Here is a 23,004-nt window from a genome sequence, read left to right on the forward strand (position 1 = left end):
CACAGCATGGACCAGTTCGCCGAAGTGTTCCGGATGTCGCTGACCGAACCCGGCGTCACGCTCATCGATGTGCCCGTCGACTACAGCCGCAACATCGAACTGTTTGCCGACCTGCATGACGGGGTGCTCGACTGAATCCCCGGGCTACTTGAGCTCGGCGGACGACATGCCCAGCAGTCGACGAGCGACAACCAGCTGCTGGATCTGTTGGGTGCCCTCGAAGATGTCCAGGATCTTGGAGTCGCGGCCCCACTTCTCCAACAGCAGCTGCTCGGAATAGCCAGTGGTGCCGGCCAGCTCGACCACCTTGAGGGTGACGTCACTGGCCATCCGGCCAGCCTTGGCCTTACTGATCGAGGCTTCCTTGGAGTTGGGGATCTTGTTGTCCGCCTGCCATGCCGCGCGCAGCGAAAGCAGGTAGCTGGCTTCCCAATCGGCTTCCATCCGCAGGAACTCGGCCGCGGCGGCACTCTGGGTGTACGCGGGCCGGTCGTAGTCGATGTCGATGCCGGCATCGGTGAGGATCTTGCGGATCTCCTCCAAGGCGGCGCGGCCAATGCCGACAGCCATGGCGGCCACGATCGGGCGAGTGTTGTCAAAGGTTTCCATGACCCCGGAGAAACCCTTGCCCACTTCGATTTCCGGCTTGCCCAACAGGTTGTCTTTGGGGATGCGCGCGTTGTCAAAGCGGATTACGGCGGTGTCGGAACCCTTGATGCCGAGTTTGTGCTCGAGCCGTTCGACGATGACGCCGGGATGTTCGCGTGGCACGATGAACGACTTGATCGCCGCCCGGCCCTTCGACTTGTCCAGGGTGGCCCAGACCACGATGTGAGTGGCGCGCGATCCCGCGGTGACAAAGATCTTCTCGCCGTTGATCACGTACTCGTCGCCGTCGAGGGTGGCCGTGGTCGACACGGCGGCCGAGTCGGAGCCGAAGGCCGGCTCGGTGATGGCCATCGCCGCCCACACCTTGCCGAGGCGCTCCAGTTGCTCGTCGGTGGCCACCGCCGAGATCGCGGCATTGCCCAGGCCCTGGTAGGGAATCGAGAGCATCATCGCGACGTCGGCCCAGCTGGCTTCCATGGTCTGCACCAGGGCCGCCATGTTGGCGCCGTTGTGGTTCTCGTCCTTGCTGTCTTCGGAGCCGCGCAGCGCGTCGGCTCCGGCGAAGTTGTAGGACTCCGAGGCTCCCTCAAACAACGTGATGAGGGTGTCCAGCTCGACCGGGTACGCGTGTTCCTTGAGGTCGTACTTGCGCGCGATCGGCCGAATCAGCTCCGCCGTGCCCTGGTGGGTCTTGGTGATGATCGCTTGTAGCTTGCGCGGGATTTCTAAATTGATTGCCATGATTGATCTTTCGCTTGAAAGGCCGGAAAGTATTGGTTGACGACTGGTTGCGGACTAGATGACGACTACGCCCTCGGCGACGCCGATGGCCCGCAGGTCGCGGTACCAGCGCTCGACCGGGTGCTCCTTGGTGTAGCCGTGCCCGCCCAGCAGCTGCACGCCGTCCAGGCCGATCTGCATGCCCTTGTCGGAACCGAGCCGCTTGGCCAGTGCGGCCTCGCGGGCGAACGGCAGACCCTGCTCGGCCCGTGACGCGCCGCGCCAGGTGATCAACCGCAGACCGTCGAGCTCGATGGCGATGTTGGCGCACATGAACGCAACGGCTTGACGACGCGCGATCGGCTCGCCGAAGGCTTCGCGCTCCTTGACGTAGGGGATGACGTAGTCGAGCACCGCGTGCGAGGTGCCGACGGCCAGCGCGGCCCAGCCCAGCCTGGCCAGGGCGATGGCCTCCGAGTAGTCGGCGTCGGTGGCCTGATCCTCACCCAGCCGGGCGCTCAGCGGTACCGAAACCTTGGAGAGTTCGATCTGGCCCAAGGCGGCGGCGCGGATGCCCATGCTCGGGTCCGCCTTGACGGTCAGTCCGGCGGCCGAGGACTCCACGATGAACAGTGCCGGCTTGCCGTCGAGCTGGGCGGCGACGATGAACAATTCGGCGTCGGCCGCAGCGGGGACCAAGGACTTCACGCCGTCGAGTCGGTAGCCGGACGGGGTGCGCACCGCGGTGGTCTTCAGCCGGGTGGGATCGAACAGCGGTTGCGGCTCGGCGATGGTCACGCAGGCCTGCGGGACATTCTCGCCGGCGAACTCGCTGAGGTAGGTGGCCTGCTGGTCGGCGCTGCCCCAGTGGGTCAGTGCCGATGCCACGCCGCCGGGCGCCAGGATCGGCAGCGCTAGCCCCATGTCGCCGTAGGCCAGGGCCTCGGCCACCAATGCGTTGGTCACCGTGGAGCGCTGCTCGGCGATCCCGTCGAAGTCCTCGGGAATGTTGATCGCGGTGATGCCCAGTTCGGCGGCCTTGGCGATGAGATCGGCGGGATAGCTGATGGCTTCGTCGGCATCGTGAGCGGCCGGACGCAGGATCTCAGCGGCGAACTCCTGCACCGTCTCGACGATCATCTTCTGGTCGTCGTCGGGCGTGAGGTCGAAGTAGTCCTTGCCGCTGGACTTGAGCCGGACCGGGCCGCCGCCGCGCAGGTTCTGTACCCGCTGGAATTGACGGTTCGCCTTGCCGGAGGTGGAGAACATGGTCTTCACCCCGTAGCGCAGGCCCCGGTTCAGCGGATCGCGCAGGTTGTACTTGTCCAGAAATTCCTGGCCGATGATCGGGGTAAGGAATGCCAGTGCCACGTCGATTCCGGTTCGTTTGTGGGGTTGCATCCCCAGCGAGGTTTGGCGGTCGTCGCGTGAGCGAGAGCGCTTGGCGGAAGGGGCGGGAAGTGTTTCGGTCATGTCAGCAAGCCTCTGTCGTTGGGGCAGTGCGATAACCGTATCTTACTCCTGAGTAAGATAGATAGAGGCCTGTTAGTTAATTCACACCCGGTTGCTGCGAAGCCGGTTGAGGACCTGTTCGTGCAGCAGGCCGTTGGTCGCCACGGCGCTGCCGCCGTGCGGGCCGGGGGTGCCGTCCAGGCTGGTGAATTGCCCGCCGGCTTCACGCACCAAAATGTCCAGCGGGGCCAGATCCCACACCGACACCTCCGGTTCGGCGGCGATGTCGATGGCCCCTTCGGCGAGCAGGCAGTAAGAGAAGAAGTCGCCGTAGGCGCGCACCCGCCATACCGCATCGGTCAGGTCGACGAATTGTCCGCGCAATCCGAGTTGGGCCCACCCGGACAGGCTGGAGAAGGAGAGACTGGCCGAATTCAGTTCTGCCACAGAAGAAACCGCTATCCGGCGCGGCGGTCCACCCTGGACCGCGGTGAACGCGCCCTGACCCCGTCCGGCCCACCATCGTCGCTGCAATGCGGGGGCGCTGACCACCCCGATGGATGGGACGCCGTCTTCGAGCAACGCGATCAGGCTGGCCCACACCGGCACCCCGCGGACGAAGTTCTTGGTGCCGTCTATCGGGTCGATGATCCACTGGCGTCCGCGCAGGGTCGTGGTACCGCCGTATTCCTCGCCCAAGACGCTGTCGCCGGGGCGCTCACGTTGCAGCGCCGCACGTATTTCAGTCTCGACCGCCCGGTCTGCGTCGGTGACCGGGGTCAGGTCCGGTTTGGTGTCCACCCGCAGGTCGAGCGCCTGGAATCGGGCGCGCGTCACTGCGTCGGCACGGTCGGCGAGTGCCAGCGCAAGGTGCAGATCCTGCTCACTCATGCCAGCAGTCCTACCATGGCAGCGTGGGATGGGAATTCGGCGTGTTGCTCATATTGGTCGCGGTGCTCTTGGCGTTTCTTGCCCCGCGGTTCATTCCTCGTGGTCCCCGCGGTGCCCTGGCCAGCGGCACCTTGTTGGTCACCGGAGTCAGCCCGCGGCCAGACGACGCCGTCGGCGAGCAGTACGTGACCATCACCGGCGTCATCAACGGGCCAACCGTCAACGAATACACGGTGTATGGGCGGATGGCCGTTGACGTAGATCAGTGGCCGTCCACCGGGCAGGTGCTGCCGGTCGTGTATTCCCCCAAGAACCCCGACAATTGGAACTTCGCGCTCGAAGAACCGCCCGAGGACTAGCGGGCTTGGCACGCGATCTCACCCGGCCGCCGGGGGGTGTGCCATCACGGTGAGCCGGACGCCGTAGCGGGGCAGCACGCCCGAGGCCCGCGTTGCGGGCGGCGCGACCATGCCCGGAAAGCCCGGTGAACCCGCGGCGGCAGCCTCCTCGGTCCCCGGGATGGTGGTCAGCCCGGACGGCGACAGCGCCGAGACCATCCGCGCCGACGGCGCGGACCAGCTGGGCGGAACCGACAATTGGCCGATCGAGCCCGACCGTCCGACGCTGGCGGCCACCGCACTGCCCAGCCCGCCGCCGGACGCGGCGCTGGCGGGAGCGGTTGACGAAATCAGCGAGCCGAGCCCAAAATCGCTGGGCGTTACCTCGGCGGGATTTTCTGATGAGCCGATCAAGCCCAAGTTGTTCTCGGCGCCGATGACCCCGGCGCAGAACGACTCGATGTCCTGCGTGACGCCGACCGTCGCATAGGCGCTGAAGACGCCGTCGAGGATCGTGAAGTCATCGGGGAGGATGCTCGGTATCGCCTGTATTGCCCCCAGCGACTGAGTCAGCGACGAAACCAGTTGGGTAATCGGATCTGTGGCAGCGGCGGTGGCATTGGCTTGGGTGACCGCGGTGCTTTGCGCGGCAAGCCCAGCCGGGCTGGTTGCCTGGTTCGGAGAAGAGAACGGCGTCAGCATGCCCGCTGCCGCCGAGGTGGTGGCATAGCCGTACATCGCCGCGGCGTCCTGGGCCCACATCTCCGCGTACTGCGCCTCGTTGGCCGCGATCGCCGAGGTGTTCTGTCCGAAGAAGTTCGTCGCGATCAGCACCAGCAGCTGCGCGCGGTTGGCCGCGACCAGGGGTGGCGGCACGGTCATGGCGTATGCCTGCTCGAAGGCCAACGCTGCCGTCCTGGCCTGGATTGCGGCCTGCTGCGTCTGCTCGGCCGTCCGATACAGCCAGCCGACATAGGGGGCGGCGCTGGCCGCCATCGATTCCGATGCCGGGCCACGCCAACTCAAGTCGGTCAGACCCGTCAGGATCGACCCACACGTTTCGGCCGTGGTACCCAGCTCGGCTGCCAGCGCATCCCAGCTGGCCGCGGCCGCCAGCAGGGAGCCCGAACCAGGGCCGGTGTACATGCGGGCGGAGTTTACTTCCGGCGGTAATAGCGAGAAATCCATTGGTACACAGCTCCTTAGTTGATGTGAGTGTTGAACCCTTCGCGATCGGCGGCGGCGTCGTCGGCGGCCGTTGTGGTGGGCGGGGGTTACTCAAATATCTAGAATTTCCGCATTTGCGGTGGGGGATTGACGCAAAATGTGCGAATCACGTGAAATGCCACCCGCGGTGGGTTGGCGCGCCCACGGCAGTGGGCGTCGTGATGGGCGTAACCAGGCGCAATCAGGCGCCAGTCGCCGCCAGGGGCAGGTGACGTCCGCCAATCGTTGGCGGGCCTCGTGCGCGTGGCATGCGGGCGACCTTCGGTTCAGGCTTGCCCTAAAAGTCGCAAAGGTGCGGGTGACGGCGCATACCGTTTGAGTAAATTCCTGGTAATAGTCCAGTGAATTCCGCGCCGCTGCCGGCGATAGACAAAAGTCCGGCGATCCAGCCAGCCGTTCAACAATCGTCGAAAGGCGGAATTGCTTTCTGCTACTGGCCGTCTCACCAGCCGGAGTGGCTCAGCGTAATCCGGCTATTCGGGTTCGAGTGCCCGCGGGGTGTCAGCCGGCCGCGGGCGGGCGTGCCATGACCGTGAGCCGGACCCCGTATCGGGGTATGACGCTGGTGGCTCGCTTTCCAGTTCCCACCGGCATACCCGGCATGCCCGGTGCGCCCTGCTCGGCCACCTCGGTGCCCGGGATCGTGGTCAATCCGCTGACCGACAACGCCGAGGCGGGGCCCGACGAAGGGGCGGCCCAAGACGGGGGCACCGACAACTGACCGATGGAACCCGCCCGGCTCATACTGACGGTCACCGCATTGGTCGCGCCCCCGACGGCGCTGCGCTCGGCGGAGGAGAACATCGCGCCGAGTCCGAGGGCACCAGGAGTCACTTCGGCGGGGTTCTCCGAAGCGGCGCCGAGTAGACCCAGATTGTTCTCGGCGCCGATGATTCCGGCGCAGAACGATTCGACATCCTGGGTGACGCCGACCGTCGCATACATCGCGAAGATGCCGTCGAGAATGCTGAAGTCGTCGGGCAGGATGTTTGGCCAGTTGCTCAATGACGGCAGCGCGTCGGGCACCAGCGAGGTCAACTGCGACCACACGGACTGGGCGCTGGCCGGGGCGTTGCCGGCGGCTTGGCTGACCGCGGCGCTTTGGGCGGCCAACCCGGCGGGGTTGGTGTCCTGCCCGGGAGCGGAGAACGGCACCAACGCGGTAGCCATGGCCGAGGTGGCGGCATAGTCGTACATTGCTCCGGCGTCCTGGGCCCACATCTCGGCATACTCTGACTCGGTAGCCTCGATCGCTGCGGTGTTCTGCCCGAAGAAGTTTGAAGCGACCAGCGCTACCAGCAGGGCGCGATTTGCCGCGACAACGATCGGCGGAACCGTCATCGCATAGGCCTGTTCGTAGGCCGCGGCCGCCGCGGCGGCCTGGTTGGCGGTTTCGCTGGCCAGCGCGCCGGTTATCTCGAGCCAGTCGATAAACGGACCGGTCGCGGCCAGCATTGCCGCAGAGGCGGGGCCCCACCAGTACATACCGCTGAGGGTTGAGATCACCGAGCGGTAGCCCTCGGCCGCCGATGCCAACTCGATCGCGACCATGTCCCAGCTTGCCGCGGCGGCCAGTAGCGACGCAGAACCGGGGCCGCTGTACATCCGCGCTGAGTTAACTTCGGGCGGCAAGAATGCGTAGTTCATTGCTCCACAGCCCCTTTGACTGGTTGTGGCCGTATGTGGCGGTATGTGTGCGTGGGTTGTACGTGCGTTGGACGTGGGTGGGCGTTCCGAGCCGACACTGGCTCTCGGGAGGGTCACAAGCGCTAAGCAACTGCCGGGGTGCGAAACGCTGAATTCGCGTCCGAGTGGGAGCTGGCTAGCGTCGCGCCGAGCTTACAACCGGCCGGCGGTCGCGCCAGTGCGCGGCAATTTGCGGGACAGGCGCCGCTTGCACCTGAAATTGCACTGTGGGATAGCTGTATAGCGGCTATTAAAGGGCGCTATTGGGCATTCGCTGCGTTGGCCCTGAGTCGTTTGTTGACTTTTGGTCACGTTGAATCTAAACGATGATGCGACGTTTGCCGGCCGGCTTGTCTCCGGCGCATGGTTCCGGTTTGCCGTGCCGGCTAGCTGGGGCTCAGGGCTGTTTGCTGCCCGATGCCGCGCGCTTGGCCGAGTCGGGCCGCATCGACGAACGGGGAGGCGGAAAGCCCAGCTCCAATGGGCCGGGCGGGCCCAGCGGATGTCGAACTCGCAGCGGGCACGCGCCGCCCCCGGGCGTGCCCCGCCATCGCGGTTGGGCCGGTGTTGGGAACTGACCCATTGCCAACCTACCGGGCCGTGATGCATGCTTGTGCACCGGGAGTCGCCAGGCGATGTTTATTACCGCGTGATTGCACCGTCATTACGTTCCGCCAGTTGGCGATGAACGTAATTCTCGGGTGCCTGTGGAGCGCTCATGCGTGGATGAGACACGGGAACCCCCAATTCGTCTGTTGTCGCTTTAGTAGCTGTGTTCTCACTACGGCCGGATTCGTAGGGACCAATGGCACTGGAATCGGGACCAACGCCTCTGGGAACTCTGGCTCGCCGCCGATAACGTATTGACTAGCCGAGCGGCCCAGTAGAGGAGGCCACGATGAGCAACCAGGCAGCCCCGGCAATCGTCGTCGGTATCGATGGATCGCGGGCGTCCACCCATGCGGCTGTGTGGGCAGTCGATGAGGCGGTCAGCCGCGATATCCCCGTGCGCTTGGTGTACATCATCGATCCCGCGCAGGCTCCTGCCGGTGATCGAGATGGCCGGCAAAGCGCCGCGCGCGCGGCGCTGTTCGACGTTCAGCGCGCCGTCGAGGCAACCGGACAACCGGTCAAGATCGAAACCGAGATTCTGTGGGGACGGCCGCTTACCAAGCTGCTGGAGGAGTCTCGCACGGCGGTAATGGTCTGTGTCGGGTCGATCGGACTCAACCACGCACGCCGGGGGGAGGGCTCGGTGGCGGGAACTCTGGCCGGTTCGGCGTTGTGCCCGGTGGCCGTCATTCAGTCACCCGCGGGTGCTGCGGGGGCGCCCAAGGTCGGCGAAGTCGTCGCGGAAGTGGACAACGGCTCGGTGCTGCGGCATGCATTCGAGGAGGCCAGGCTGCGCAATGTCCCATTACGGGCCATCTCCTCACGCGTTGCCACAGGTCACCGGAACGAGGACGGAAACCGTTTGGCGACAGCGCAACTGACCCGGCGGCTGACCCGATGGACACGGCTATACCCCGATGTTCGGGTGGAGTCGGCGATCATCGCCGGACATGCCTGCCGCTACATGGCTGCCAATGCCAAGCCGGACGAACTGTACGTCACGGATTCGCACGCAGCCCAGGTGTGCAGCGTGTACGGCGCTGGATGCTCGGTCCTGACGGTCCGTAGCGGCAACCTGTAGGCAGCAGAGCGGGGAGTGGTCCGTTGGTAACGGTCTTCTTGGTCGACGATCATGAGGTGGTGCGGCGCGGCCTGATTGACCTGCTCGACGCCGATCCCCAACTTGACGTTGTCGGTGAGGCGGGTTCGGTATCGGAGGCGATGGCCAGGATTCCCGCGGCCAATCCCGACGTCGCGGTGCTCGACGTCAGGTTGCCCGACGGAGACGGCATCGAACTGTGCCGGGACCTGTTGTCTCGCATGCCGAATCTGCGCTGTCTGATCCTCACGTCCTACACGTCCGATGAGGCGATGCTGGATGCCATCCTGGCGGGAGCCAGCGGATATGTTGTCAAGGACATCAAGGGGATGGAATTGGCTCGAGCCATCAAGGAGGTCGGTGCGGGGCGCTCGCTGTTGGACAACCGTGCCGCGGCCGCACTGATGTCCCGATTGCGCGGCGTTGTCGAGAGGCCGGACCCGCTGTCCGGCCTTACCGATCAGGAGCGGACGTTGCTGGGGTTGCTCAGCGAGGGGCTCACCAACAAGCAGATCGCCGACCGGATGTTCCTGGCCGAGAAGACGGTGAAGAACTACGTTTCGCGGCTGCTGGCCAAACTGGGGATGGAGCGCCGGACGCAGGCCGCGGTGTTCGCCGCGGAGTTGAAGCGCGCGCGCTCGGCAGGCCATCGATAGGCGGCGCGGCCATGACCGACGAACCACATCCGCAGGATGCGGGTCCATCCCTGGGCGTGCCCTCAGGTGACGGTCTACGTCCGTTGCGCCTCACGCTGTCTCAGCTGCGGCTGCGTGAGCTGCTGGTCGAGGTGCAGGAACGGGTCGAGCAGATCGTCGAGGGCCGCGACCGTCTCGACGGACTGGTGGAGGCCATGCTGGTGGTCACGTCGGGCCTGGAGTTGGACGCCACCTTGCGCACGATCGTTCACTCGGCCACCAATCTTGTCGACGCTCGATATTGCGCCCTGGAGGTGCACGATCGGGATAAGCGCGTGTTGCAGTTCGTCTATGAGGGCATCGACGAGGACACGGTTGCCCGTATCGGGCACCTGCCCGAGGGCCTGGGCGTCATCGGTCTTCTCATCGATGAGCCCAAACCCTTACGGCTGGAAGATATTTCCCAGCACCCTGCCTCGATCGGCTTTCCGTCGCATCACCCGCCGATGCGGACCTTCCTCGGGGTTCCGGTTCGGGTGCGCGACGTGTCGCTGGGCACTCTGTACCTGACCGACAAGACCAACGGGCAACCGTTCAGCGACGACGACGAATTGCTGGTACAGGCACTGGCGGCGGCGGCCGGTATCGCAATCGCCAACGCGCGCCTCTACGAACAGGCCAAAGCGCGACAGGCGTGGATCGGGGCCACCCGTGACATCGCCACCGAACTGTTGTCCGGCACCGAACCGGCGAGTGTGTTTCGGCTCGTCGCCGAGGAGGCGCTCAAGCTCACGTCGGCCGACGCCGCGCTGGTGGCCGTTCCCGTCGACGAGGACGTGCCCGCTTCCGAGGTGGCACAGCTACTGGTGATTGAAACGGTTGGCAATGCGGTGGCTGCGGCCGAGGGGTGCACCATCGCGGTAGCGGGTACCGCCCTGGCAGAGGTCTTGCCCGACAGCGCTCCACGGCAAGTCGACAAGATCGCTGTCGAGGGTGTGGACGAACTGGGCGACACGGGTCCGGCGCTGGTCTTGCCGCTGCGCGCCACCGATGCCGTGGCAGGTGTCGTGGTGCTGCTGCATCCCAGCAGTCCGGAGTCGGTCACCGAAGAGCAGCTCGAGATGATGGCCGCCTTTGCCGACCAGGCCGCGCTGGCCCTGCAGCTGGCCACCTCGCAGCGTCGAATGCGCGAACTTGACGTGATGACCGAGCGCGATCGCATCGCACGCGATCTCCACGATCACGTGATCCAGCGGTTGTTCGCCATCGGTCTGGCGTTGCAGGGCAGTGTGCCGCGAACGCGTGAACCCAAAGTTCAGCAACGGCTTTCAGAAGTGATCGATGACCTGCAGGGGGTGATCCAGGAAATCAGAACGACCATCTTCGACCTGCATGGGTCATCGCAGGGCGTCACTCGGTTACGGCAGCGAATCGATGCCGCCGTCGCTGCGTTCGGCAGCTCGGGATTGCGCACCACCGTCCAATTCATCGGGCCGCTGTCGGTGGTTGACAACGTGCTCGCCGACCACGCCGAGGCGGTGGTCAGGGAAGCGGTCAGCAACGCGGTCCGGCACGCGCAGGCCACCACCCTGACCGTTCGGGTCAAGGTCGACGACGACTTGTGCATTGAGGTCAGTGACAACGGGCGCGGGATGCCCAAGTCGTACACCAGTAGCGGGCTGACGAATCTGCGGCGGCGCGCCCAGGAGGCTGGCGGCCAGTTCACCATCGAAAGCCCGGCCGCTGGCGGCGGAACGTTGTTGCGCTGGTCAGCCCCGCTCATCCAATAGTTGTTCGGGCCATTCGACCACCCGGGAAAGGTTGCGACGCGGCGTTGCCGGCAGCGGATCGGCATTGATCGGTGCCCAACCAACACGCAGCAGCATTTGCGGATGGGCACTGCCACCGAATACATCCTTGCGAATCGCTTGGCGGGTCTTGTGGACCTCCAGCGGTTCGGTGATGGGACAGGAGGCCAACCCCATCGCCGTCGCGGTCAACAGGACAGCGCTGGTCGCCTCGCCCGCGCGAAGTCTTGATGCCCGGTCATCTTCCTCGGTGCCCAGCGCCAGGATCACGGCGCTGTCGGCGGCCGGTGAGACCCCCGACGGCTGGGCCAGCCCAGGCCCAGCGAAAAGGCGTCCGGGAATCGGGGCGTCCTGATCCGACGGGGGCGTATTGCGGGCCGGAACTCCGGCTACCGCGCCGTATCGTCCACTCCACGTGGTGAGTTCGCGCATGTACTCGTCATTGGTGGCGTGGTCCCAGACCGCCTGCGCCACAACTTCGCGCATCTTGTCCAGCGCTGCGACCTGGCGCAGCGCCACGTCGCAGCGGGCTACCCGGGCCGCCATCTGGGCGATGTCGCCGGCGGCCACTGGCCAGGAACTGTAGGCCCGCCGGTCCGTTCGCCGCCGCGGGATGGCCGCCGCAAGCGCGATGTCGCCCTGATCCGGTGGCTTCGCCTGCAGCTCGAGGCTCGCCAGATGACGGGAGTTGTCCGGGTCGGGAATGCGGGTCACCGTGGCTTGCCAGCCCATCGACGCCAGGGCGACGACACAGTGATGCAGTGCGACGCCGCAGCTGATGATCAGGTCGCGGCCGTCCGGGTCGGTGCTGTGCAGCTGCATATCCGGCTCGGAGAAGAGCTCCAAACTTCTCGAGGTGACCTGCCAGCGCCACGGCTGCGTGTTGTGAATGGACGGTGCGCGGGTGGCCAGCGTGAGGACCGTTCGCAGGGTGCCCACGTCTGGGAATTGGGCGTTCATCGCTGCCTTTCCGGTCAGACAAGCCGTCCCATCGCTGTCATACGTCAAGGATCGGTGTGCGATCTCTGATCGTGGCAGAGGATGAAGCCACCGGCAACGAGGGACCTTTGGCCCTGCTCCGAGCCGTGGCCGCACCGGAATAGTGGTACTGCGGGTTGCAGATAAACCGCGGGAGGTTGGGAAAAGCGCTCATGAACCATCTGACGACGCTCGATAGCGGGTTCCTCAAGGCCGAAGATGCGGACCCGCGGGTGAGTCTGGCGATCGGTGGCCTGGCTGTCATCGAGGGGCCGGCACCCGAGCAGCATGACCTGGTGTCGGTGTTCTCCGAGCGGATCCGCGCTTGTCCGCGGTTTGCCCAACGACTGCGTCGGTACCCGTTCGACCTCGGCGCACCACAGTGGGTGGATGACCCCGACTTCGACATCGCCCGGCACGTGCGGCGCGTGGCGCTGCCCCATCCCGGCGATGATGGTGCGCTGTACCGGCTGGTTGCCGACGTGATGGCGCGGCGCCTGGACCGCGATCGGCCGCTGTGGGAACTCTGGGCTATCGAGGGCCTCGCCGGAGAGCGGTGGGCGATGCTGACAAAGGTGCACCACTGCATGGCCGACGGGATCGCGGCAACCCACATACTTACCGGGCTATGCGACCGCGATGGTGGCGGCGCGGCCGACGGTTCGGCCCGCTGCCGCGCCGAGCAGCGGCTGAAAGCGGCCGCCGCCCGCCCCCGCAGCGGGCTAAGTGGGCTGTGGAATGCGCCCGCCGCGATCGCTTCAGGGGTGGTCCGCCTGGCCCAAGGGGCGGGCGAACTTGTCACCGGCCTGCTGACCCCGGCGGCGTCGGCGCTGACCGGGCCGCTCAGCGACCTGCGCCGGTTCAGCGGGGCTCGGGTGCCGATGGCCGACCTCGAACTGGTTTGTGAGACATTCGACGTCACCATCAACGACGTCGCGCTGGCTGCCATTACCGAGAGCTACCGCAACGTGCTGCTGGCGCGGGGCCAGCAACCGCAGCAGGGTTCGTTGCGAACACTGGTGCCGGTTTCGGTGCGGGCCGACAACGCCTTCGACAAGACCGACAATCGGGTCTCGGCGATGCTGCCGAACTTGCCCGTGGACGAGGAGGATCCGGTTCAGCGGTTGCGCAAGGTGCATGCCCGGTTGGGGCAAACCAAGGCCAGCGGCCAGCCCCAAGCCGGAAACCTGTTCCTATCTCTGGCCCATCGCATCCCGTTCGCACTGACCGCCTGGACCGTTGGCGTCTTGATGCGGCTACCGCAACGCGGAGTCGCAACGGTGGCGACGAATGTGCCCGGTCCACGCGAACCACTGCAGATCATGGGTCGGCCAGTGGCCGCGGTATTCCCGGTGCCGCCGCTGGCGATGCACCTGCGCACCGGCGTCGCGATGCTCAGCTACGCCAACGACCTGTACTTCGGCATACTCACCGACTACAACGCGGTCGCAGACGCGGATCAGCTGGCGCGGGGGATCGAAGCCGCGGTGGCCCGGCTGGTGGCGATCAGCAAGCGGCGCAAGGCCCGTCGCGCTCGCGGACCGTTGTCACTGGTGGTGTGAGGATGGGCGATTCTGCTAGCGACCTGGCAAACCGCACCGATGTCGCGGCACTGTTGCGCCGGTTCTACGGTCGAGCCTTGGACGACGAGGTGTTGGCGGAGCCGTTTACCGAACTGCGGTCGAGCGGGCTGGACTCGCACCTTCCGGTCATGTGCGACTTCTGGGAGACGGTGTTGTTCCGTGCCGGTCGCTATCGTGGTAGCGCGCTGACAGCCCACCGGGATCTACACCGGCAGACCCCGCTGCGCGCCCGCCATTTCGTCCGCTGGCTGACCATTTGGAATGACACCGTCGATGCGATGTATCGCGGGCCGGTGGCCGAGCATGCGAAAGTTCAGGCCGCCAGGATCGCCTGGGCGATGCATCGCCGGCTCAACGGAGTGGATGCCCTCGAACTCGACGCACTCGTCGGCCGCTGAGGTAACGCCCCGAGCGTCACGCCAGAGTGACGCTCCATGCCGAACGCCACGCTGGCGTGACGCTCGGCGCAGAAGGGGATCAGGCGAAGGTGTCGTTGCGGTCTGGCTCCGGGCCGAACTTGAAGTGCCGTCCGGTGATTCCGGTCGGGATCACCCGCACGTAGTGCAACTTCAAGGTCGGGATCCACGGTGACAGTTTGGCGCGCTCTGCTCGTTGCACCTCCGCGTCGGTTCTCAGTACCTGAGCGCGACCCTTGACGATCACACTCCAGCCTTCGGTATCGCTGTGATCGTCAGCTTCAAAGGCGACCGGGCTACTCGTCACGGCGAGAAACAGTTTGGTGCCCTCGGCGGTGCGGAACAGCACGGTGCGATCCTGCACCACGTAGTTGACCGGGAAGATCTCCGGCTCGCCGGCGATGCTGGTGACCAACCGCCCCAGCGCCGCGCTGCTCAGCAGCTTCCAGCTTTGATCGTCAGACAGAAACGTGACTGGTCGGTCGGGCATCGTTTCAACCTTTCTCGGGCTTCTGGCGAACTTCAAAAATACTGTCTAGTCCTCGCCGCGGCGTCGGAGCGGGAATTTCTTCGATCAGCGGAGTGATCCCAGCGCGGATCACGACTTGCGGTTGACCGCGTCGGCCGATCAGGTCGGCGACGATGTCGCGACTTTCGTTCGACTCGATCAGATGCGTCAAGGTGCACGTTGCCATTCCGGCCATGGTGCATTCGAGCAGAGCGCTGGACAACACCTCACCGCACCGCAATACGTCGGCCCGAGTGTCGCCGAGGGTGGATAGAACAAGGATTTTCGACCAGTCCGAGGTGATTTCGGGCCGGCGGTCCTGGTGACTGCGAACCGGAAAATCGCGGCTCAGGTCTACCCGCTGGCGCTCGGTGTCGGAAGCGAGCGCCAGCGGTGGCACGCCATCGGTCAGCACGAACGGTGAAGTCCACCAATCCAGTTCGGCATGATAGGACAAGTCATCGCGCCGCAGCGCCGCGCTGAGGTGCGACGCTTGCACCAGTTGTGGCCGTTGTTCGTCGGTGAGCACGTCGAGCATCGCGATGTCGTTGTCGATGGTGTTCCTCAGCACCCCTTCAAACAGGTCCCAGTAGCGAGGACGGTCAAACGCAAGTCGATCGGTGCGCCGTTGCAGGATCGACTCGGCCCGTTTGAGTTCGGTCTCGGTGACTTCCTCGATGGGGCTGAAGTCGACCGCGGCCAGATGGTTGGGGTCATCGGGGGTGGGGAAGCGGGTGATGCTGGGTTGCCAGCCCGCCGCCGTCATGGCTACGCCCAGATGGTCGAGCACCGCCCCGCAGCTGATGAGGGTTTCCCGGCCGGAATGGTCTGTGGCGGGAACGGTTCGGCCGCGATCGGCGAACAGGTGAACAGCCACGACCTCGGAACCGGAATCGCGGTCGGCCACCCACCGCCACGGTTGGCTGTTGTGTACGGATGGCGCCCGGCAGGCCAGCAGCACTGCGGTTTTGAGCACCTCCATGTCCACACCCTCGAGGCTACGGACGGCCTGAAGCGGCTGGCTAGGGTCATTCGTCATTCAGCGCAAATACCTTGTGCCACTGTGCGTTCAGGGTGGGGTTGCTGCTCGTTCGGGCTCTGATTCTGTCGGTGGCCGCTCGTATCATTCGAACATGAGTTCGATTAGTCGGGAAGAGGTTGTTGCGGCTTTCGACGCGCTCGATGCGGTGATGACGCGGCTGCAGGACTTGTGTTTTGACGGGTTGACGACGCCGGAGCGGTTGGCGTTGTTGCAGCGTTGTGAGGTTGCGCGGCGTCGGTTGCCCAGCATCGAGCATCCGCTGATCAATCAGCTGGTGGAGCAGGCCGGTGAGCAGGAGTTGGGTGGGAAACTGGCGGCGGTGTTGGCCGGTCGGTTACGGGTCAGTCGCGGGAAGCCAGTCGGCGGCTGGGGGAGGCCGCTGATCTGGGTCCGCGCCGGGCGTTGACGGGCGAACAGCTGGCGCCGTTATTGAGTGCGACCGCGGCCGCGGTGCGTCAGGGGCGTATCGGTGCGGGTCATGTGCGGGTGATCCGGGAGTTCTGTGGCCAGGTGCCCGCCGAGGTGGACCTAGAGACCCGCGAGCGCGCCGAATCGCATCTGGCGCGGTTGGCGGGGCAGTTCCGCCCCGATCAGTTGGCCAAATTGGCGCAGCGGTTGATGGATTGTGTGAATCCCGATGGTCGCTATAGCGATGAGGATCGGGCCCGGCGACGCGGCTTGACGCTGGGGCGGCAGGGACGCGACGGGATGTCGCGGATCAGCGGCTGGCTGACCCCGGAAGCGCGGGCGGGGTTGGATGCGGTGCTGGCCAAGCTGGCGGCCCCGGGGATGTGCAACCCCGATGACGAGAGTCCGGTGGTGCAAGCCCCGGCCGGTGCGGACGCCGTGAGTCGTGATCGGCGTTCGGTTGGGCAGCGTCACCATGATGGGCTCAACGCTGCGGTGCGGGCGTTGTTGGCCTCAGGAGACTTGGGCCAGCACAACGGGTTACCGGCCTCCATCATCGTGACGACCACCCTTGGTGAGCTGCAAAGGGCCTGCGGTCGGGGGCTGACCGGGGGCGGCACCGTGTTGCCGATATCGGATGTGATCCGGTTGGCCCGTCACGCGCATCACTATCTGGCGGTGTTTGATCGGGGCAAGGCGGTGGGGCTGTATCACGCCAAACGGCTGGCCACTGCGGGGCAGCGCCTGGTGTTGTATGCCAAAGACCGTGGTTGCACCCGTCCGGGCTGTGATGTGCCGGGCTATCAATGCGAGGTGCATCATGTCGCCGCGTGGGCCACCAGCGGGCGCACCGACATCGATCAACTCACTCTGGCCTGCGGGCCTGACCACAAACTGCTCGAGCAGGGCTGGCGCACTCGCAAGAACGCCCACGGTGATACCGAATGGCTGCCACCGCCGCACTTCGACCATGGACAGCCAAGAACCAACACCTACCACCACCCCGAAAAACTGCTCCGCGACAGCGCAGACGACGAAGGCGAAGAGGGGGGTTGATTACGCCGTTGTCTGGCATGCTGAACCCATGGCAGGCAAGGAAATCGATCGGGTCCGCGCGACGAGCGCGCTGGCGGTGATCAAGCAGCACCCCGCGATGGTGCTGTTCGTGTTGTCGCCGGCGCTGGCGCTGTTGGCTGTCATCTGGTGGCTGGCTGGTGCCGGTTGGGCAATCGCCGCGGCCCTGGTGGTGTTGGTCGTCGGTGTTGCCGTCGTGGTCCGCAAACGCTGATCGCGCCACGATGCGGTCATGGTGGGGTTGGGGCAACGTCGAGGATGCTCTGACCGAGGCGGAGACGCACGCGTTGGTATCGCGCGTATCGGCGTTGCTTCCCGGCCATGACCTTTCCGATCATCAGCCGCCGGACCCGGCCGCGCTCGCGCTGCCCGCGGCCCGGGTCAGTCCGCCGGAATCGCTGGCGGGTATCTGCTCGTCCGATCCGATAGACCGTGCGGGTCATGCGCGCGGCAAGGCTTTTCGTGACGTCACCCGCAACCTGCTGGGCCACCTCGACCATGTTCCCGACCTGATCGCGCGGCCGCGCAGCGAACGCGACGTTGTCGATGTGCTGGATTGGTGTACCCGAGAACAGATTCCGGCGATCCCATACGGTGGTGGCAGCTCGGTGGTCGGCGGTGTCGAGCCGCGCTTCGACCAGCCCGCGGTCACGGTGGACATCGGTGCGCTGGGTGCGGTGCTCGAGATCGACAAGGTGAGTCGGGCGGCACGGATCCAGGCGGGCGCGCTGGGGCCCTCGATCGAAGATCAGCTCCGCCCGCACGGTCTCACGTTGCGCCATTTCCCGCAGTCCTTCGGATTCTCCAGCCTGGGCGGCTGGCTTGCCACTCGCGCGGGCGGGCACTTCGCGACGCTCTACACCCACATCGACGACTTGACCGAATCCATGCGGGTGGTCAGTCCGGCGGGAGTCGGCGAGTCGCGGCGGCTGCCGGGCTCGGGTGCGGGGCCCTCTCCGGACCGGATGTTCCTCGGTTCCGAGGGCACCCTGGGCATCATCACCGAGGCGTGGATGCGGTTGCAGGACCGCCCGCGATGGCAGCTCACCGCATCGGTGGAGTTCGACGATTGGGCGGGGGCGGTCACCGCGACCCGCGCCATCGCGCAAGCGGGCCTCTATCCGGCGAACTGCCGGCTGCTGGATCCTGCCGAGGCGTTCCTCAACACCGGTACCGCGGTCAGCGGCGGCCTGCTGGTGCTGGCTTTTGAATCGGCCGATCATCCCATCGACCCGTGGCTGGACCGGGCGGTGGAGATAGCCGCCGGCTACGGCGGCACCGTGACCGCACGGCGTGGACGCGAAACCCGCCAAGCCGCCGCGGCGCAGATTGGCTCTGACGTCTCTCAGGCATGGCGTTCGGCGTTCCTGCGGATGCCCTACCAGCGCGACGCTCTGGCCCGGCGCAGTGTGATCGCGGAAACCTTCGAAACCGCATGCACCTGGGACGGATTCGACACCCTGCACGCCGCCATCACCGACGCGGCCGGCGCGGCGATCGAGCGGGTCTGTGGCGTCGGGTTGGTGACCTGCCGCTTCACCCACGTCTATCCGGATGGTCCGGCCCCCTATTACGGCGTCTACGCGGCGGGGCGCTGGGGATCCCTGGATGCGCAATGGGACGAGATCAAGGCGGCCGTTTCGGAAGCGATCAGCACGACCGGCGGCACCATCACCCACCACCACGCCGTCGGCCGCGATCACCGGCCCTGGTATGACCGGCAGCGCCCCGATCCCTTTATGGCGGCGTTGCGCGCGGCCAAGACCGCACTGGACCCGGCCGGGATTCTCAACCCCGGGGTGCTTCTCGACCGTTGATCAGGCGTGCCCGATGCGCAGCATCTCGGTCACGTTCGGCAGTTTCACGCGCGGACGTCCGAGGGCCTCGCCGGCGGCCCGTTCGAAGTGGTCAATGGATTTCCAGTGCTCGGCGGTGACCAGCTCCGGCTGGCGTGAACTCAGCCAGTCGGCAAGGTCGGCGGTGTGGCTGCTGGGGAACGTGTTGAGCTCGGCGGCCGTCAGGTCGGCCATCAAGGTGTCGACGGTGTCCTGGGAATCTTTCTTGTTGGTCCCGATCACCCCGGTCGGTCCGCGCTTGATCCAGCCCACGACGTACTCGTTGCTGCTGCCTTGCACCCGGCCGGCGGTGTTGGGGATGATCCCGCGTTTCTGGTCAAACGGCAGCCCGGGAGTGGGGACCCCGCGGTAGCCAACCGATCGCACGACCAGCTGAACCGGCAGTTCCTCTCGCTCTCCGGTGTCCTTGGCCGACACCCACCCGTCCTCATCGGTAACGAGTTCGTTGTGACCGAGCACGATCTGCTCCACCCGGTCGGTGCCTTTGATTTCGACCGGCGAAGTCATGAACTTGAACACGATTCGGCGGTGGCCCGGACGTGGTGCGCGCTCGGTATAGCCGCGCAACACCTTGATGTTCTGCTTGATCCCCTTGCCGGCCGCCTCCGCATCCGCGTCGCTGATGCCCTCCAGCTGAGCCGGGTCAACCACCACGTCGACCCCTTCGAGCTCACCGAGCTCGCGCAACTCCAGAGTCGTGAATGCGGCCTGCAGCGGCCCGCGCCGACCGATGATCACCACTTCCTCGACCCCGCGCGGGCGCAGTGAGTCCAGTGCGTGGTCGGCGATGTCGGTGAGCGCCAACACTTCGGGATCGGTGACCAGGATCCTGGCTACGTCGATCGCGACGTTGCCGTTGCCGATGACGACGGCGCGACGGCCCGACAGATCCGGTGTCGAGTGTTCGAAGTTCGGATGCGCGTTGTACCAGCCGACGAAATCGACGGCGGCCACGCTGCCGGGCAGGTTCTCCCCGGGGATGTTGAGCGGCTTGTCGGATTGGGCCCCGATGGCGTAGATGACGGCGTCATAGCGTTCGGTCAGCTCGGCGGTGGTGACGTGTTCGCCCACCACCACGTTGCCGAAAAATCGGACGCGAGGGTCTTCGGCGGTCTTCTCGAACTGTTTGCTGATCGACTTGATCTTGGGGTGGTCGGGGGCGACGCCGGAACGCACCAGTCCCCACGGGGTCGGCAGCATCTCGAGTATGTCGACGGCCACCTCGATCTCGTCGGAGGAGTCGGCTGCCTTCAGCAGTGACGCTGCGGCGAAGAACCCCGATGGCCCGGAACCGACGACGGCGACGTGGTACGGACGTTGGTTTTGCGGCATGGTTCTGCCCTCTGTTCGTGCCCGGCTGCGCGCAGGGGGTACATGGGCTGACAGCGTCGCAGTCGCGCGGTGCACATGATCGTCTCCTGATGCTAGACGCTGATGCCAGCGACTACCGGTAGCCTTGTCGGCTGTGGAACCCGACCGTCAAGCCGAGATCGCTGCCCTTGACTCCGCCCTGACCACGGTGGAGCGGGTGCTCGACGTCGAAGGTCTGCGCAGTCGCATCGAGAAGCTCGAGCACGAGGCGTCCGACCCGAAGCTCTGGGACGACCAAACCCGAGCCCAGCGTGTGACCAGTGAGTTGTCTCACACCCAGGGGGAGTTGCGGCGGGTCGAGGAGCTGCGAAGGCGTCTCGAGGACCTGCCGGTGCTCTACGAGCTCGCCGCCGAGGAAGAGGGTGCCGCGGCCGGAGAAGCGCTGGCCGAGGCGGACGCCGAATTCAAGGCGTTGCGTGCCGACATCGAGGCCACCGAGGTGCGCACGCTGCTTTCCGGCGAGTACGACGAGCGTGAGGCGCTGCTCACCATTCGCTCTGGCGCAGGGGGAGTCGACGCCGCGGACTGGGCCGAAATGTTGATGCGGATGTATGTCCGGTGGGCCGAGCAGCACAAGTACCCCGTTGAGGTATTCGACACCTCCTACGCCGAGGAAGCCGGGATCAAAAGCGCCACGTTCGCCGTGCACGCGCCGTTTGCCTACGGCACGCTGTCGGTCGAGCAGGGCACCCACCGGCTGGTGCGGATCAGCCCGTTCGACAATCAGAGCCGCAGACAGACGTCGTTCGCCGAGGTCGAAGTGCTGCCGGTGGTGGAGACCACCGATCACATCGACATCCCCGAAGGCGATGTGCGGGTCGATGTCTACCGGTCCAGCGGGCCGGGCGGGCAGTCGGTGAACACCACCGACTCGGCGGTTCGACTGACCCACATCCCGACCGGCATCGTGGTCACCTGCCAGAACGAGAAGTCGCAGCTGCAGAACAAGGTGGCGGCGATGCGGGTCCTTCAGGCAAAGTTGTTGGAGCGCAAGCGTATAGAAGAACGCGCTGAGCTCGACGCATTGAAAGGCGACGGCGGTAGCTCGTGGGGCAACCAAATGCGCTCCTACGTGCTGCACCCCTACCAGATGGTCAAGGATCTGCGAACCGAGTACGAGGTTGGTAATCCGGCGACCGTGCTAGATGGAGACATTGACGGATTCCTGGAAGCGGGGATCCGGTGGCGCAACCGAAAAGATGACGACTAACACCACAGCTTTTGCCCTGGCAACATTCTCGCCGGCCCAGTATTGGCACGACTTCTGGCGCGGGCAAATCGGCGAATGGATCATCACCCGCGGTCTGCGCATCGTCATGGTGCTGATCGCGGCGGTACTGGCCGCGCGCTTCGTGACCTGGGTTGCCAAGCGAGTGACTCAGCGCCTCGACCTGGGGTTCACCGAAAGCGACGCGCTCGTGCGATCGGAGGTCTCCAAGCACCGCCAGGCGGTGGCGTCGGTGATCTCCTGGGTCTCGATCGTCCTGATTTACGTCATCGTCCTGTACGAGATCGTCGACATTCTGCCGTTTCCGGTCGGGTCGTTGGTAGGGCCGGCCGCGGTGCTGGGCGCGGCGCTGGGCTTCGGCGCCCAGCGCCTGGTCCAGGACCTGCTCGCGGGGTTCTTCATCATCGTCGAGAAGCAATACGGGTTCGGTGACCTGGTGGAGCTCAGCATGGTCGGGTCGCCGGAGAATGCGGCCGGCACGGTGGAGGAGGTCACGCTGCGTGTGACCAAGCTGCGATCCAGCGACGGTGAGGTGTACACCGTTCCCAACGGCAACATCGTCAAGTCGATCAACCTGTCCAAGGACTGGGCGCGCGCGGTCATCGACATCCCGGTCCCGACCGGCGCCGACCTCAACCGCGTCAACGAGGTCTTGCACCGGGAATGCCAACATGCGCGCGAAGACGCCATCCTCGGCGACCTGTTGCTGGATGAGCCCACGGTAATGGGCGTGGAGAAACTCGAAATGGACACCGTCACGCTGCGGCTGGTGGCGCGCACGCTGCCCGGAAAGCAGTTCGCGGCGGGCCGGCAGTTGCGGGTGTTGGTGATCCGCGCGCTCACCGGCGCCGGGATCATCACCCCGGCCGACGCCCAGGCCGCGGTGGGGGTCATGGCTCACCCGGCCACCGTCAGTGGGGCAGCGGACGCACCTGCGGGAGCGGAGCAGCAGCGGTAGCGATGAAAATCACATTTGTTCCGACCCGCTTGCGGCGCAACGGTCAGTCGAACGGCAACCGCAAGCGCGGTACGCCCCGTCAGTTGTTCGGCGGCCGGATCCGTCTGTCAACGGTGGTACTGATGGTGGCTTTCCTGGCGGTGTGGTGGCTCTATGACACCTACAACCCGCAGCACTCGGCTGGAAAGACCACACCCCCCAGCCAGGTGGTACCGCCCGGCTTTGTGCCCGATCCGAACTACACCTGGGTGCCGCGCACCAGGGTGCAGCCACCGACCACGGCCACCCGGCCCACGCCCACCACCACATCGCCGACGCCGACTCCGACGCCGACCACGTCAACTCCGGTTCCCGGCCCCTCGGCGCCGCCGTGTCTGCTGCCGCCGCCGTTCTGTCCCGCCACCACGACCCCGCCAACACCGGTTCCGTCACCGTCACAGACCCCTGAGCCGGAGCCGGGGCCGGTATCGTCGGGGCCGACTCCGACACCACCGGCCAGCTAATT

21 protein-coding genes and 1 pseudogene are annotated in these 23,004 nt (G+C 65.8%); 13 read left to right on the top strand and 9 right to left on the bottom strand.

Annotated elements, in window-relative coordinates; genetic code table 11:
• Positions 1–6 precede the first annotated feature (6 nt).
• Positions 7–135: an Acetolactate synthase, catabolic gene (locus CCUG20998_RS28895; protein WP_020732266.1), complete on the top strand. Its 129-nt coding sequence runs from the start codon at positions 7–9 to the stop codon at positions 133–135.
• Positions 136–144: 9 nt separating this feature from the next.
• On the opposite strand, the gene CCUG20998_RS07080 is transcribed toward CCUG20998_RS28895, so the two are convergent.
• The 3 genes from CCUG20998_RS07080 to hisN all read right to left on the bottom strand — a co-directional run bounded on the left by CCUG20998_RS07080 (position 145) and on the right by hisN (position 3,672).
• Complete coding sequence (locus CCUG20998_RS07080) at positions 145–1,350, bottom strand: acyl-CoA dehydrogenase family protein (protein ID WP_012393352.1); 1,206 nt, start codon at positions 1,348–1,350, stop codon at positions 145–147.
• Between the two features lie 54 nt (positions 1,351–1,404).
• Positions 1,405–2,802 (bottom strand): acyl-CoA dehydrogenase family protein, encoded by a 1,398-nt coding sequence (locus CCUG20998_RS07085; protein ID WP_020732267.1) that lies wholly within the window; start codon positions 2,800–2,802, stop codon positions 1,405–1,407.
• Positions 2,803–2,883: 81 nt separating this feature from the next.
• Entirely contained in the window at positions 2,884–3,672 is a 789-nt protein-coding gene (hisN, locus tag CCUG20998_RS07090) for a histidinol-phosphatase (protein WP_020732268.1), read from the bottom strand.
• Between the two features lie 23 nt (positions 3,673–3,695).
• On the opposite strand from hisN, the gene CCUG20998_RS07095 reads away from it, so the two are divergent.
• Positions 3,696–4,031 (top strand): hypothetical protein, encoded by a 336-nt coding sequence (locus CCUG20998_RS07095; RefSeq protein WP_036457430.1) that lies wholly within the window; start codon positions 3,696–3,698, stop codon positions 4,029–4,031.
• Positions 4,032–4,049: 18 nt separating this feature from the next.
• Here the strand turns inward: CCUG20998_RS07095 and CCUG20998_RS07100 are convergent, their stop codons facing one another.
• A complete protein-coding gene (locus CCUG20998_RS07100; protein WP_012393355.1) occupies positions 4,050–5,198 on the bottom strand; it encodes a PPE family protein in 1,149 nt (382 codons plus the stop codon).
• Positions 5,199–5,738: 540 nt separating this feature from the next.
• The gene (locus CCUG20998_RS07105; protein WP_020732270.1) at positions 5,739–6,884 is read right to left on the bottom strand and encodes a PPE family protein; all 1,146 of its coding nucleotides are present in this window, start codon (positions 6,882–6,884) and stop codon (positions 5,739–5,741) included.
• Positions 6,885–7,821: 937 nt separating this feature from the next.
• Here CCUG20998_RS07105 and CCUG20998_RS07110 point away from each other — a divergent pair.
• From CCUG20998_RS07110 to CCUG20998_RS07120, 3 genes are read left to right on the top strand one after another with little or no spacing between them, the layout of a single operon-like run.
• The gene (locus tag CCUG20998_RS07110; protein WP_020732271.1) at positions 7,822–8,616 is read left to right on the top strand and encodes a universal stress protein; all 795 of its coding nucleotides are present in this window, start codon (positions 7,822–7,824) and stop codon (positions 8,614–8,616) included.
• Positions 8,617–8,639: 23 nt separating this feature from the next.
• Positions 8,640–9,290: a hypoxia response regulator transcription factor DosR/DevR gene (gene dosR, locus CCUG20998_RS07115; RefSeq protein ID WP_011740390.1), complete on the top strand. Its 651-nt coding sequence runs from the start codon at positions 8,640–8,642 to the stop codon at positions 9,288–9,290.
• A gap of 11 nt (positions 9,291–9,301) precedes the next feature.
• Positions 9,302–11,059: a GAF domain-containing sensor histidine kinase gene (locus CCUG20998_RS07120; protein ID WP_020732272.1), complete on the top strand. Its 1,758-nt coding sequence runs from the start codon at positions 9,302–9,304 to the stop codon at positions 11,057–11,059.
• Here the strand turns inward: CCUG20998_RS07120 and CCUG20998_RS07125 are convergent.
• The gene (locus CCUG20998_RS07125) at positions 11,039–12,037 is read right to left on the bottom strand and encodes an Acg family FMN-binding oxidoreductase (protein WP_020732273.1); all 999 of its coding nucleotides are present in this window, start codon (positions 12,035–12,037) and stop codon (positions 11,039–11,041) included. The two genes, CCUG20998_RS07120 and CCUG20998_RS07125, sit on opposite strands and share 21 nt — an antisense overlap.
• A gap of 191 nt (positions 12,038–12,228) precedes the next feature.
• On the opposite strand from CCUG20998_RS07125, the gene CCUG20998_RS07130 reads away from it, so the two are divergent.
• Both CCUG20998_RS07130 and CCUG20998_RS07135 read left to right on the top strand, forming a co-directional pair.
• Positions 12,229–13,617 carry a WS/DGAT/MGAT family O-acyltransferase gene (locus tag CCUG20998_RS07130; protein ID WP_020732274.1) on the top strand — a complete coding sequence of 463 codons (1,389 nt, stop codon included), beginning with the start codon at positions 12,229–12,231 and terminating at the stop codon, positions 13,615–13,617.
• A gap of 2 nt (positions 13,618–13,619) precedes the next feature.
• Positions 13,620–14,036 (top strand): group III truncated hemoglobin, encoded by a 417-nt coding sequence (locus CCUG20998_RS07135; protein WP_015354972.1) that lies wholly within the window; start codon positions 13,620–13,622, stop codon positions 14,034–14,036.
• 79 nt (positions 14,037–14,115) lie between these two features.
• On the opposite strand, the gene CCUG20998_RS07140 is transcribed toward CCUG20998_RS07135, so the two are convergent.
• Both CCUG20998_RS07140 and CCUG20998_RS07145 read right to left on the bottom strand, forming a co-directional pair.
• Complete coding sequence (locus CCUG20998_RS07140) at positions 14,116–14,544, bottom strand: pyridoxamine 5'-phosphate oxidase family protein (RefSeq protein ID WP_020732275.1); 429 nt, start codon at positions 14,542–14,544, stop codon at positions 14,116–14,118.
• Between the two features lie 4 nt (positions 14,545–14,548).
• Entirely contained in the window at positions 14,549–15,544 is a 996-nt protein-coding gene (locus CCUG20998_RS07145; RefSeq protein WP_020732276.1) for an Acg family FMN-binding oxidoreductase, read from the bottom strand.
• A gap of 151 nt (positions 15,545–15,695) precedes the next feature.
• On the opposite strand from CCUG20998_RS07145, the pseudogene CCUG20998_RS07150 reads away from it, so the two are divergent.
• From CCUG20998_RS07150 to CCUG20998_RS07155, 3 genes and pseudogenes are all read left to right on the top strand, one after another.
• A pseudogene (locus tag CCUG20998_RS07150) lies at positions 15,696–17,068 on the top strand (HNH endonuclease signature motif containing protein).
• A gap of 28 nt (positions 17,069–17,096) precedes the next feature.
• Entirely contained in the window at positions 17,097–17,300 is a 204-nt protein-coding gene (locus CCUG20998_RS28085) for a hypothetical protein (protein WP_012393364.1), read from the top strand.
• A gap of 10 nt (positions 17,301–17,310) precedes the next feature.
• Positions 17,311–18,903, top strand: a complete 1,593-nt coding sequence (locus CCUG20998_RS07155) for an FAD-binding oxidoreductase (protein ID WP_020732279.1) — start codon at positions 17,311–17,313, stop codon at positions 18,901–18,903.
• On the opposite strand, the gene CCUG20998_RS07160 is transcribed toward CCUG20998_RS07155, so the two are convergent.
• Positions 18,904–20,274 carry an FAD-dependent oxidoreductase gene (locus tag CCUG20998_RS07160; RefSeq protein WP_020732280.1) on the bottom strand — a complete coding sequence of 457 codons (1,371 nt, stop codon included), beginning with the start codon at positions 20,272–20,274 and terminating at the stop codon, positions 18,904–18,906.
• 133 nt (positions 20,275–20,407) lie between these two features.
• Here CCUG20998_RS07160 and prfB point away from each other — a divergent pair, with 133 nt between their 5' ends.
• From prfB to CCUG20998_RS07175, 3 genes are read left to right on the top strand one after another with little or no spacing between them, the layout of a single operon-like run.
• Positions 20,408–21,523: a peptide chain release factor 2 gene (gene prfB / locus CCUG20998_RS07165; protein WP_020732281.1), complete on the top strand. Its 1,116-nt coding sequence runs from the start codon at positions 20,408–20,410 to the stop codon at positions 21,521–21,523.
• Positions 21,513–22,499 (top strand): mechanosensitive ion channel family protein, encoded by a 987-nt coding sequence (locus CCUG20998_RS07170; protein WP_012393368.1) that lies wholly within the window; start codon positions 21,513–21,515, stop codon positions 22,497–22,499. The genes prfB and CCUG20998_RS07170 overlap by 11 nt, the downstream gene beginning before the upstream one ends.
• 2 nt (positions 22,500–22,501) lie before the next feature.
• Positions 22,502–23,002 (top strand): Rv3103c family proline-rich protein, encoded by a 501-nt coding sequence (locus tag CCUG20998_RS07175; protein WP_081651143.1) that lies wholly within the window; start codon positions 22,502–22,504, stop codon positions 23,000–23,002.
• The last annotated feature ends 2 nt before the right edge of the window (positions 23,003–23,004 follow it).

Source organism: Mycobacterium marinum, from assembly GCF_003391395.1.
In the GTDB taxonomy this organism is placed as follows: Bacteria; Actinomycetota; Actinomycetes; order Mycobacteriales; family Mycobacteriaceae; genus Mycobacterium; species Mycobacterium marinum.

What these genes read in the sequence shown, in the direction of transcription:
- CCUG20998_RS07175 (WP_081651143.1), top strand. Translation starts at nt 22,502, where the DNA reads ATGAAAATCACATTTGTTCCGACCCGCTTGCGGCGCAACGGTCAGTCG.
- CCUG20998_RS07110 (WP_020732271.1), top strand. Translation starts at nt 7,822, where the DNA reads ATGAGCAACCAGGCAGCCCCGGCAATCGTCGTCGGTATCGATGGATCG.
- CCUG20998_RS07145 (WP_020732276.1), bottom strand. Translation starts at nt 15,544, where the DNA reads ATGGAGGTGCTCAAAACCGCAGTGCTGCTGGCCTGCCGGGCGCCATCC.
- CCUG20998_RS28085 (WP_012393364.1), top strand. Translation starts at nt 17,097, where the DNA reads ATGGCAGGCAAGGAAATCGATCGGGTCCGCGCGACGAGCGCGCTGGCG.
- CCUG20998_RS07085 (WP_020732267.1), bottom strand. Translation starts at nt 2,802, where the DNA reads ATGACCGAAACACTTCCCGCCCCTTCCGCCAAGCGCTCTCGCTCACGC.
- CCUG20998_RS07125 (WP_020732273.1), bottom strand. Translation starts at nt 12,037, where the DNA reads ATGAACGCCCAATTCCCAGACGTGGGCACCCTGCGAACGGTCCTCACG.
- CCUG20998_RS28895 (WP_020732266.1), top strand. Translation starts at nt 7, where the DNA reads ATGGACCAGTTCGCCGAAGTGTTCCGGATGTCGCTGACCGAACCCGGC.
- hisN (WP_020732268.1), bottom strand. Translation starts at nt 3,672, where the DNA reads ATGAGTGAGCAGGATCTGCACCTTGCGCTGGCACTCGCCGACCGTGCC.
- CCUG20998_RS07140 (WP_020732275.1), bottom strand. Translation starts at nt 14,544, where the DNA reads ATGCCCGACCGACCAGTCACGTTTCTGTCTGACGATCAAAGCTGGAAG.
- CCUG20998_RS07160 (WP_020732280.1), bottom strand. Translation starts at nt 20,274, where the DNA reads ATGCCGCAAAACCAACGTCCGTACCACGTCGCCGTCGTCGGTTCCGGG.
- CCUG20998_RS07130 (WP_020732274.1), top strand. Translation starts at nt 12,229, where the DNA reads ATGAACCATCTGACGACGCTCGATAGCGGGTTCCTCAAGGCCGAAGAT.
- CCUG20998_RS07170 (WP_012393368.1), top strand. Translation starts at nt 21,513, where the DNA reads ATGACGACTAACACCACAGCTTTTGCCCTGGCAACATTCTCGCCGGCC.
- CCUG20998_RS07105 (WP_020732270.1), bottom strand. Translation starts at nt 6,884, where the DNA reads ATGAACTACGCATTCTTGCCGCCCGAAGTTAACTCAGCGCGGATGTAC.
- CCUG20998_RS07080 (WP_012393352.1), bottom strand. Translation starts at nt 1,350, where the DNA reads ATGGCAATCAATTTAGAAATCCCGCGCAAGCTACAAGCGATCATCACC.
- CCUG20998_RS07135 (WP_015354972.1), top strand. Translation starts at nt 13,620, where the DNA reads ATGGGCGATTCTGCTAGCGACCTGGCAAACCGCACCGATGTCGCGGCA.
- CCUG20998_RS07100 (WP_012393355.1), bottom strand. Translation starts at nt 5,198, where the DNA reads ATGGATTTCTCGCTATTACCGCCGGAAGTAAACTCCGCCCGCATGTAC.
- CCUG20998_RS07120 (WP_020732272.1), top strand. Translation starts at nt 9,302, where the DNA reads ATGACCGACGAACCACATCCGCAGGATGCGGGTCCATCCCTGGGCGTG.
- CCUG20998_RS07155 (WP_020732279.1), top strand. Translation starts at nt 17,311, where the DNA reads ATGCGGTCATGGTGGGGTTGGGGCAACGTCGAGGATGCTCTGACCGAG.